This window comes from Bacillus sp. JJ783 (assembly GCF_036963225.1).
GTDB lineage: Bacteria > Bacillota > Bacilli > Bacillales > Bacillaceae_G > Bacillus_A > Bacillus_A cereus_U.
On sequence record NZ_JBALMG010000052.1, the window covers coordinates 44,056 to 51,180 of the forward strand.

Genomic DNA, 7,125 nt, shown 5'->3' on the forward strand with positions numbered 1-7,125 from the left:
GAGCGTTAAGAGATAAAATTGATAAGCTATTTGAACAAGGGTTAACACTTAAAGAAGCGAATGAAAACTCAAACAGTCTTACATAATTTAGATCAAGTTGCTGGGGAGATTTAGTATTTATGTTCTCAATGAAGGTATTGAATAAAACTCCCACTGATTAAAGTTTCACTTTATGAAAAGGTATTTAAGGTGTATAAAATGGGAGGATGGCCTTGTGGATGGAAAGGTGAGTACATGGAAGGGAAAATGATTGTCTACTTACCAAATGAAAAATGAAGGCTTACATACCGACATATTTTATGAATTTCATGAAATCTATTGCGAAACGATTATAGAGAGATGACAGGCGATACGTTTAAATATCTTGATAGTTTAGGAGGGATCATTAAATGATTAATCTATTTAATATTCCAGATTTGATAGAAAGGTCGGCAGCGAGTGATATTGAAATTCAAGCAGTAGAAAATCGCATGAATGTTACATTACCTAATGTATATAAGGAATTATTGAGATGTACAAATGGCTTTTCAATCGGTGGTGGGTTACTTATTTATGGTACGGAGCATATTGCAGAAAGGAACGGGGTTTGGGAAATAGATGAGTATGCGAGGGGGTATGTCTCAATTGGTGATGACGGTGGGGGTAATGTATTTTTAATGGCTCAACATGCAGAGGAAAAAGAGGTGGTAGTAATTGATTCTGGGGACATGAATCCAAGCCATGCTACTGTAATTACCGCTGATTTTAAAAAATGGGTAAATAGTGGTTGTGTAAGTGAAATAGAACAGAAAACGATAAATAATTCGTCTGATATTTGTAATATAGTGTTAGTGAAAACTCCTAGTGAAGGTTTGAAAGATTTAATAAGAATAAAGAGCGTATTAGGGCTTGAGATTGCCGCGGTAGATTTGCTAAAGGGTTCAAAAAATCTTCCTTATGTATTAGTAGAGAGATTTCCATACGGTAAGGCGAAAAAACTCATTGAAAAATTAGCAATTGATAGTACTATACTGAGTATAGAAGTGGCTGGAAAAAACAGTTAATATTAGAGGGTAACTTTCATATGATTAGAGAAATCGATATGGATCCAAGAGAGTAAACAGGGAGAGTTAAAAATGATAATAAATGATGCAGTTTTTGGTGAGATTGAGTATACATATGGATGGATTAAGGACATTACCGTTGAATTTTGTGGAAAAGAAGTTGAAATAGCATTGATAGTTAAAGGTGAAAAAGACGGTAAGTTTGATGAAGAACAATATACTGCTTATAATTCATTATTGCAAAATTGGGAACAACTGCAGCAAGTTTTTTTACAAGCGATTTTAGACTATTACAAGCAAGAGCGTCAACAATTAGGATATGATATTGGATTTAATGAAAATTATCCGCATATTGAAACAATTGATCAGTTACTTAATAGGATCACTTTAGTTGGAATTGTAGTCCCATATGGAGATATTAATGAAGAGCGAGATATTGGGATAACTTTCGATTGTACATGGGATACAGAGAATGGACTTGGGCTACGTCTATTAAATGAAAAAGTAACTGAAGTGGGGTATCAAGACGTTGCCATTTAACTTTTAATCTAAGGAGTGAAAAAGTAGTATGAAAGAATTTGAGGAAAAGTTTAGTGAATTGCAATCGGATATGATATCTATATGTATGGAATATGTTGAAGACAGGGCCGATAAAGTATATGTGTATGCTTCATGTGAAGAAGACGTTATTTCAAGCAGCTTCTTTTATTTGATTAATAATAAGTATGTAGAGTGTCATAAAGTGAATGATGCATTGGAAGATGGAGACGGAAAATATGATGTGTCTCCAAAAAGAATGTTTATGGTACTTCGAATACTATGTGAAGATATCGAAAAAATCGAAGAATTATGTAAAGAATATGAAAGAGATATGCCAACAGAGATGAAGTTAATTTATGATACTGAGAGTGGAAGGTTTAAAGCTGAATACAAGTATGATTTAATATATACTCATGACGAGATTAAAACGGCCGATCATATTGCTGATGAGTGGTTTGAAGAAGTGAAAAATAATAAGCTTTAAAAGGGGTTACAGTAATTTCAGAACAAAATATCGAACAGGAGGTTAATTAATATGGAAAAAGGAATGAATAAGTTGTATAGAGAAATAGCCGAGACAGTTAATGAAATGATTCCGGAAGAATGGGGAAAATTCTATTTTTATGCTCAAATATCTGAGACAGGTGGAGGAACTTACTTTTTCTATAACACACCCCAGGATGAACAGAACTATAAGTATAGTTTAGAAATTGCTTATGAATACGACATTGATAAAGAGTACTATAAACTGAAGGGTAGAACTTTATTTGAGTTAAGTAATAAACTAAGGAAGGTTTTTAATGATAATCAACAAGAACTGTGGTACTCTTTTACACTATCTCTTGATAGCAATGGAAAGCTGAAGGTGCATTATGATTATACCAATTGGTTCGATACTGATTATAGTTTTGGTGACCAGTTAGTTATTTGGGAGTATAAATACTTAGGAACAGAACCAGATGATAGTGAAAGTAAAGATTTAATTAGCAGATATTTAGATGAGTATCCAGATAATCCAATTTAGTTAAATAGAGCAGGATAGAAATACTCAGTTGACCAGATACAAAGAGGTAAGACTATAGAAAAAACAGAAAAAAGAAGTGGAAAATATTATGTTATAAAAGAGATAAATTAGATTGGGGAGCATGCAAGGATATTAAAATGGACAATTATAATTCGTAACGAGTAAATAGGAGGACATAGTGAACAAGAAAAGGCAGTTACTTCAACAAGTAAAAGTCGTGATACATAAGTTGGAGAAAGACTATGTTAAAGATATTAATAGTGGCATTTTACAATTAATATATAAAAGATATAAGAAGGCATTAGAAATATTAGAGAATAACGAGGATATTAAGGGAATAACCATTGTGGGTGGTGTGCGTGCGTATATGGACAGTTACAATGACTATCCACATGCGCTATTAGAAGAATTACATAAGGCTGAAACGATAATTAAAGAATTAACTAACAGATAGTGATAGAGGAAAAGTATGAAGAGGAAAGCTAACTTTTTAAACTAGATAAAAATAATGCAGGGGGGACTCTATGGAAAGTGAGGAAAAAGCGATAAAAATCTATGATTTCATTAAAAATGGTGATATAGAACAAGCGAAAGAGATAATTATTACTGATAAAAGTTTGCTTGATTTTGTAACGCCTTATGGAACGTGGCTACATGTTTCGGCTAGAGCTGGTGAACTGGATATGATAAAATTTCTTGTTGAATCTGGTCTGGATATTAACCTTAATGAAGGTGTACCAAAGTCAGCGCCTATTGCACATGCAGCTAGTGAAGGTGAAATTGGTATTGTAGAGTACTTATTTGATAATGGTGCAATATTAGATGTTAGTGACCCAAATAGAAATCCACTATTTGCAGCTATTTATGGCGGACACCTTGATATTGTAAAGTTTCTCATTAAAAATGGTCTGGATATAAATATCAAGTATACAGAGAAGACTATGAAAGATATGGGAGCTTATGAATTTGCTATTGAAAGAGGACAAACAGAAATTGCTGAATATTTAAAAATTTATATTTAAGGTGGAAGCCATATATTGATTTAATAGAAAAGTATGGAACACCACATATAATGAATGTTTCGGGTTTGTGCCTTTTCTTGGATTAGGCGGATTAGAAAAGTTGAAAACTAATGATCATATTAATTTAATTACCCAATTCATTTAAAAGGAGAAATTTATATGGACTCTCAATCTGAGGTTAAGAGATTATATAGTTGTAGATTTTTAAAAAATCAATCGGAATGTGAAGAGTTTGATAATATATTAGAAAACTTAGCAGATTGTACTGATGAGAAGCTTATTAAAGAGTTGTGTATAGTATTTGAGGATGAAACACAAGCGGAAGAAGTTATGTTTGGTTTAGTTCATTTTATTGAAAGTTTTGAAATGGAAAAATATCTAACAGAGATGCCTAAAGCTTTACCAAAAATGGTTGAGAGTGCAAAAGAGTGGGCAATTCTACTAAACATAAGAATTTTAAATAGTGATTTATGTAGAAGTGAGTATGCTAAAGTGCTTGTAGGAATGAATCATGATATACAACTAACGGTAATTGATTTACTTAATGAAATTATTGCTGATGACCCTAAAAGATTTGAGAGCACTGCCAATGAGGTTCTTAGTCAATTACAGGGAGTTAATAAAAATAAATAAAAGTGAGAAATGAGTACATAGATGAAAAATAAATGAGAATTGTAGAAACAGTGGAAAGGCAATGTGAATGATATATATTTACAAATATAAGATAACTGTAGCGACCATTTGTATTATGGATAAAACTGAGAACACCCTAGCGAAGAGCTAGGGTGTTTGTGTTATATAGTTTCACCATATGCTTCCGAATTAGGAGCAGGAGTAATCAACGAATCCTTTGTCGCGTTTACTATAATAGAATGTAGGTGTTTAACATTTAAATATATGAAGAAAAACAATTAAGCTTTTATTTTATTTAAAATGGATACTCTATTAGTAGTGAATAATAAATAATTTTGCTTTACTGTCTTAATTAAAATACGATCAGTTGTACCATATGCTGTTCCAATTCGGATTGCGCTTTTTTCTTCAACACCAGCATATGTATTATCTTCAGTTACCTCAGTGATTTCACATAATGGAATATGAATTTTAGAGAATTGCCATGAAATAATTAATTCCTCTGTTGTTTTTATAACATCAATACCCAACATGTTACCAAGACCTTTCTATATTAAGATTTTACTCTTTCAATTTTATTATACAAATTTACAGATTTTATTTCTATTTTTTTACAGGAATTATACAAATAACAACGAGATAAATGTTCATAATTACTTTCATTCTTATTATAACGAATTCTACAATAGAAGACAGAACGTATATTTGGTATAATCAAAACATACTATATGAAATGATGTACATGAGTTTGAAATTCATGTAATAAGGTAAGTACTACATAACAATAACTAATATTTAAAGTTCTCGTACCTATAGGATTCAGTTCATGTTATACAAATCAGTTGTTAGAAAGGAAAAGATGTAATGAATCAAATTTCATTTGAAGATTTATTTGAAGAAGAAAAAGAAAAAGTGGAGGTTGCTGAGATACCAGCACCTTTATCGCCCTTGCAAAAAGATATTTTGGGATTATTTAATTCTGAAGAAATAAGTGCACTTGAGCTGTGCGAACAATTAATACGAGCTGGTAAAATATCAGATGAAAGATTCACAACTGATAAGCCTAAAGCATACGGGCAAGTATGCTTACTATTAGAAGGTTTTGTTAAAGAAGGAAAGCTTATTTTTGTCAAAAGTGATGAGAAAAGAGATAGGGTATATAAAGTGAAAGACGAAGATTCTAACGCATAAAATGTATAAAGTATAGTAATGAAATAAGGAATTCCTCATATTTGTGTTGAAAGATTATTTTCACATAAGCGTGGGGATTTTTTTGGAGGGAGGATGTATGAAAAATTGGGAGTATAACGAATTATTGAATGCAATTCAGGAGGCGTATGAAGAGTTATTAGATGAAGAGAGAGGGTATCGATATGCTATAGCAAAACTAGCGGATGAATTTGATAATTTAGGAAAAATTGAAGATGTTATAGTGGATACTGCCATAGGAGAAATTGCAGTCGATCATAATATAGTTTTTGTTGGGCGTATTGAAGGTATAATAAAGAGGCTAAGTATGTTGAACCCTCAAGAGGCAGAAGGTGAATTGACAGTAGAGGAAATAAAAGATTTATCGAGAAGAATAAATAATGTAATAGAAGGATTGAAAAATATAAAGGTTGCTTATAAAACTTCGATTGAATAGTTCATGTTCCTGCAAATCTAAGAGGTATAGTTAGACAAGAGAACAGAAATATAGGGGGTGATGTTATGGAGGAGAAAAGTATAAATAAAACAATAAGAAATGCTATTAAGCTTGGTGATAGTAATGAAGTAAAACGTATAATAGGTGATAATCCAGAATTTTTACATTCAATGACACCATTTGGTACGTGGTTACATGTTGCAGCAAAGAAAGGACATATTGAAATTGTTCAGTATTTGATTAATAAAGGGATAGATATTAATGCTAGAGGTGGTACATTTGATGCTTCTGCATTAAATTTGTCCGCAGGAGAAGGACATTTAGAAATAGTAAAATATTTAGTAGAGTCTGGTGCCGAATTGGATGTAACCTTAGCAAAAAGAAATCCACTATTTGGAGCAATTTATGGCGGACATAAAGAAGTAGTTGAGTTTCTAGTTGAAAAAGGAATAGATATTTCAATTAGATACACTGGAGAAAACATTAAGAATATGAATGCTTATGAATATGCTGAAGAATTCGGACAAACAGAAATTGCAACATATATAAAGCGTAAGATGGATAAGAGATAATAAAGATTGTAAAAGGGATAAGACTAAAAATAAAGAGATTAATAGGCTGTATAGCTAATCAAAAATAGAGAATTAAAAAAAGGTTTAGGAGATGAATTTATGGGAGTGAAAAAATGGCTTTTTTCAGGAGATTATTTAGCTGAAGATAAAATAGTTGAAGTAGAAAGTTTATTCGGATTTTCCCTTCCCGGTGATTATAAAAATTGTGTAATGGAAAGTGATGGAGGTTATCCAGAACCAAATACGTTTGATTGTGATAGTGGAAGAATTGAGGCGGTCTTCAATGATTTGATTAGTTTAACTGATGAAGACTTAAATATAAAGATGTTTTCTGAATTTGCCATACAAAAATTGATTCCCTTTGGTAGAGATCCTTTTGGAAATTTAATTTGTTTTGATTATCGACAGAACAAGAATGAACCAACAGTTATATTTTATAATCATGAAGAACAAAATGAGAGTGCAATTGAGCCAATTTGTAACACATTTACGGAATTGCTTAATAGATTGTATTATTAAAGTCAATATTACATAAATAAAAGGGGTACAGACGAAATGAACGGTATAGGGAACTTAATTGAAAATCATGTTGAGACTTTGTTTCTTAGCTCTGTAAGTATAATTGTATTGGTATTTCAAAGTATTG

Annotated in this window: 13 protein-coding genes; 12 read left to right on the top strand and 1 reads right to left on the bottom strand. The window is 31.6% G+C overall.

The genetic code is table 11. The annotated features are described in order from the left end of the window. Window positions 1-389 precede the first annotated feature (389 nt). The 8 genes from V7038_RS11465 to V7038_RS11500 all read left to right on the top strand — a co-directional run bounded on the left by V7038_RS11465 (window position 390) and on the right by V7038_RS11500 (window position 4,262). The gene (locus V7038_RS11465) at window positions 390-1,043 is read left to right on the top strand and encodes an SMI1/KNR4 family protein (protein WP_335470266.1); all 654 of its coding nucleotides are present in this window, start codon (window positions 390-392) and stop codon (window positions 1,041-1,043) included. A 72-nt stretch (window positions 1,044-1,115) separates the two neighbouring features. Continuing rightward, a complete protein-coding gene (locus V7038_RS11470) occupies window positions 1,116-1,583 on the top strand; it encodes a DUF2004 domain-containing protein (RefSeq protein WP_215557183.1) in 468 nt (155 codons plus the stop codon). A 28-nt stretch (window positions 1,584-1,611) separates the two neighbouring features. Then, window positions 1,612-2,067, top strand: coding sequence for an immunity protein YezG family protein (locus tag V7038_RS11475; protein WP_002066154.1), 456 nt, complete (start codon window positions 1,612-1,614; stop codon window positions 2,065-2,067). Window positions 2,068-2,118: 51 nt separating this feature from the next. Continuing rightward, window positions 2,119-2,607, top strand: a complete 489-nt coding sequence (locus V7038_RS11480) for an immunity protein YezG family protein (protein ID WP_002066155.1) — start codon at window positions 2,119-2,121, stop codon at window positions 2,605-2,607. 178 nt (window positions 2,608-2,785) lie between these two features. Next, window positions 2,786-3,061 carry a hypothetical protein gene (locus tag V7038_RS11485; RefSeq protein ID WP_087962561.1) on the top strand — a complete coding sequence of 92 codons (276 nt, stop codon included), beginning with the start codon at window positions 2,786-2,788 and terminating at the stop codon, window positions 3,059-3,061. 70 nt (window positions 3,062-3,131) lie between these two features. Beyond that, window positions 3,132-3,629 carry an ankyrin repeat domain-containing protein gene (locus tag V7038_RS11490; protein WP_215557181.1) on the top strand — a complete coding sequence of 166 codons (498 nt, stop codon included), beginning with the start codon at window positions 3,132-3,134 and terminating at the stop codon, window positions 3,627-3,629. Window positions 3,630-3,696: 67 nt separating this feature from the next. After that, window positions 3,697-3,774: a hypothetical protein gene (locus tag V7038_RS29530; RefSeq protein ID WP_162617079.1), complete on the top strand. Its 78-nt coding sequence runs from the start codon at window positions 3,697-3,699 to the stop codon at window positions 3,772-3,774. 14 nt (window positions 3,775-3,788) lie between these two features. Next, complete coding sequence (locus tag V7038_RS11500) at window positions 3,789-4,262, top strand: Imm30 family immunity protein (protein ID WP_002066158.1); 474 nt, start codon at window positions 3,789-3,791, stop codon at window positions 4,260-4,262. Between the two features lie 278 nt (window positions 4,263-4,540). Here the strand turns inward: V7038_RS11500 and V7038_RS11505 are convergent, their stop codons facing one another. Beyond that, window positions 4,541-4,795, bottom strand: a complete 255-nt coding sequence (locus V7038_RS11505) for a SunI/YnzG family protein (RefSeq protein WP_335470271.1) — start codon at window positions 4,793-4,795, stop codon at window positions 4,541-4,543. Between the two features lie 331 nt (window positions 4,796-5,126). On the opposite strand from V7038_RS11505, the gene V7038_RS11510 reads away from it, so the two are divergent. The 4 genes from V7038_RS11510 to V7038_RS11525 all read left to right on the top strand — a co-directional run bounded on the left by V7038_RS11510 (window position 5,127) and on the right by V7038_RS11525 (window position 6,998). Next, on the top strand, window positions 5,127-5,453 hold the full coding sequence (locus V7038_RS11510) for a DUF3895 domain-containing protein (protein WP_070146724.1): 327 nt from the start codon (window positions 5,127-5,129) through the stop codon (window positions 5,451-5,453). A gap of 97 nt (window positions 5,454-5,550) precedes the next feature. Next, the gene (locus tag V7038_RS11515; RefSeq protein WP_070146723.1) at window positions 5,551-5,907 is read left to right on the top strand and encodes an Imm3 family immunity protein; all 357 of its coding nucleotides are present in this window, start codon (window positions 5,551-5,553) and stop codon (window positions 5,905-5,907) included. A 65-nt stretch (window positions 5,908-5,972) separates the two neighbouring features. Continuing rightward, the gene (locus V7038_RS11520) at window positions 5,973-6,479 is read left to right on the top strand and encodes an ankyrin repeat domain-containing protein (protein WP_070146722.1); all 507 of its coding nucleotides are present in this window, start codon (window positions 5,973-5,975) and stop codon (window positions 6,477-6,479) included. Between the two features lie 99 nt (window positions 6,480-6,578). Next, the gene (locus V7038_RS11525) at window positions 6,579-6,998 is read left to right on the top strand and encodes an SMI1/KNR4 family protein (protein WP_002110774.1); all 420 of its coding nucleotides are present in this window, start codon (window positions 6,579-6,581) and stop codon (window positions 6,996-6,998) included. Window positions 6,999-7,125 lie beyond the last annotated feature (127 nt).